This window comes from Haloimpatiens lingqiaonensis, from assembly GCF_901447495.1.
GTDB lineage: Bacteria > Bacillota > Clostridia > Clostridiales > Clostridiaceae > Haloimpatiens > Haloimpatiens lingqiaonensis.
This window is the reverse complement of record NZ_CABDWS010000147.1, coordinates 1-2,627: the sequence shown is the minus strand read 5'-3', so window position 1 is coordinate 2,627 and position 2,627 is coordinate 1. Positions and strand designations below refer to the sequence as shown.

The 2,627-nt window shown below is 47.3% G+C and carries 1 rRNA gene; it reads right to left on the bottom strand.

The window, feature by feature from the left end:
• Nucleotides 1-2,278, bottom strand: a 23S ribosomal RNA gene (locus FGK85_RS14955); the annotation flags it as partial.
• Nucleotides 2,279-2,627 lie beyond the last annotated feature (349 nt).

Sequence of the window (2,627 nt, the reverse complement as noted above, 5' to 3'; positions counted from 1 at the left end):
CTTTTTAGGAGGCGACCGCCCCAGTCAAACTGCCCACCTAACAATGTCCCGTGACCAGATTCATGGCCTCCGGTTAGAATTTCAATACTGTCAGGGTGGTATCCCAAGGATGACTCCACATAAGCTGACGCCCATGCTTCTAAGTCTCCCACCTATCCTGTACAGACAATACCGAAACTCAATGCTAAATTGCAGTAAAGCTCTACGGGGTCTTTCCGTCCAATCGCGGGTAGAAGGCATCTTCACCTCCATTACAATTTCACCGGATTTGTTGTCGAGACAGTGCCCAAATCATTACGCCATTCGTGCGGGTCGGAACTTACCCGACAAGGAATTTCGCTACCTTAGGACCGTTATAGTTACGGCCGCCGTTTACTGGGGCTTAAGTTCAAGGCTTCGCTTGCGCTAACCAATCCCCTTAACCTTCCAGCACCGGGCAGGCGTCAGCCCCTATACATCAGCTTTCGCTTTAGCAGAGACCTGTGTTTTTGCTAAACAGTTGCTTGGGCCTATTCACTGCGGCCTACTCTCGTAGGCACCCCTTCTCCCGAAGTTACGGGGTTAATTTGCCGAGTTCCTTGACAACAATTCTTCCGCTGGCCTTAGGATTCTCTCCTCATCTACCTGTGTCGGTTTGCGGTACGGGCACCATTTTCCTCGATAGAGGCTTTTCTTGGCAGTGTGGAATCAGATACTTCGCTACTTAAATTTCGCTCCCCATCACACCTCAGACTTAAGATTGAACGGATTTGCCTTTTCAATCATCCTAAGTGCTTAGACGCACATCCATCAGTGCGCACATCTTATCCTACTGCGTCACCCCATTTCTCAAACGGATCATGGTGGTATCGGAATATCAACCGATTGTCCATCACCTACGCCTTTCGGCCTCGGCTTAGGTCCCGACTAACCCTGAGCGGACGAGCCTTCCTCAGGAAACCTTAGATTTTCGGCCAATGAGATTCTCACTCATTTCTCGCTACTTATGCCAGCATTCTCACTTCTGTACAGTCCACCGCTCCTTACGGTACGACTTCAACCCATACAGAAAGCTCCCCTACCATATACATAGTATATCCATAGCTTCGGTGGTAAGTTTGAGCCCCGGACATCTTCGGCGCAGGATCTCTTGACTAGTGAGCTATTACGCACTCTTTAAATGAGTGGCTGCTTCTAAGCCAACATCCTAGTTGTCTTAGAAATCCCACATCCTTTTCCACTTAACTTACACTTTGGGACCTTAGCTGATGGTCTGGGCTGTTTCCCTTTTGACCACGGATCTTATCATTCGTAGTCTGACTGCTAGGATAAAAGTACATGGCATTCGGAGTTTGATAAGGTTCGGTAAGCGATATGCCCCCTAGCCTATTCAGTGCTCTACCTCCATAACTCATTTACCTAACGCTAGCCCTAAAGCTATTTCGGGGAGAACCAGCTATCTCCGAGTTCGATTGGAATTTCTCCGCTATCCACAGCTCATCCCATGGTTTTTCAACACCAACGTGGTTCGGTCCTCCACGGAATTTTACTTCCGCTTCAACCTGGCCATGGATAGGTCACCCGGTTTCGGGTCTACAGCATGCAACTCTTCGCCCTATTCAGACTCGGTTTCCCTGCGGCTCCACACCTTAGGTGCTTAACCTTGCTACATACCATAACTCGCTGGCTCGTTCTACAAAAAGCACGCCGTCACACATATAAAGTGCTTCGACAGTTTGTAGGCACACGGTTTCAGGTTCTATTTCACTCCCCTCCCGGGGTTCTTTTCACCTTTCCCTCACGGTACTTCTTCACTATCGGTCACTAGGTAGTATTTAGCCTTGGGAGGTGGTCCTCCCAGCTTCCCACAAGGTTTCACGTGTCTCGTGGTACTCTGGAGTAGATCTTACTTATATTTCTTTTACCTACAGGACTATTACCTTCTATGGTGGAGCGTTCCAGCTCTCTTCGATTAGAAAATCTAAGCTTTTGTGATCTATCCGCAACCCCTAAATCCGAAGACTTAGGTTTGGGCTCTTTCCCTTTCGCTCGCCGCTACTTAGGAAATCGATTTTTCTTTCTCTTCCTCCGGGTACTTAGATGTTTCAGTTCCCCGGGTTTGCCTCTGCATACCTATGAATTCAGTATACAGTACTCAGCGTAGCTGAGCAGGTTGCCCCATTCGGAAATCTGTGGCTCACAGGCTATTTGCGCCTACCCACAGCTTATCGCAGCTTATCACGTCCTTCGTCGGCTCCTAGTGCCAAGGCATCCGCCATGCGCCCTTTGTAGCTTGACCTGTTATTAGTTTGCTAGTTGGCTAGTGTGCTAGCGTGCTAGTATTTAGCTTGCTAGTTGTCTAACGACTAGTTACTAATTAATTTATTTTAATTGATTCTCCAGTGAAATCATCACAATTGTAATAATTTCTACTTTTTCTTCACTGTGCAATTTTCAAAGAACATTTTTTTCAGTTGGCTAGTGTGCTAGTTTGCTAGCGTCTAGCTACTGATGAGAGATCTGGTCTCTCAAAATTAAACAGAGATTTCAGTGAACTTGTCATAATTTACGAAAAGGTGACTTCCTTTTCATGTTCTCCTTAGAAAGGAGGTGATCCAGCCGCAGGTTCTCCTACGGCTACCTTGTTA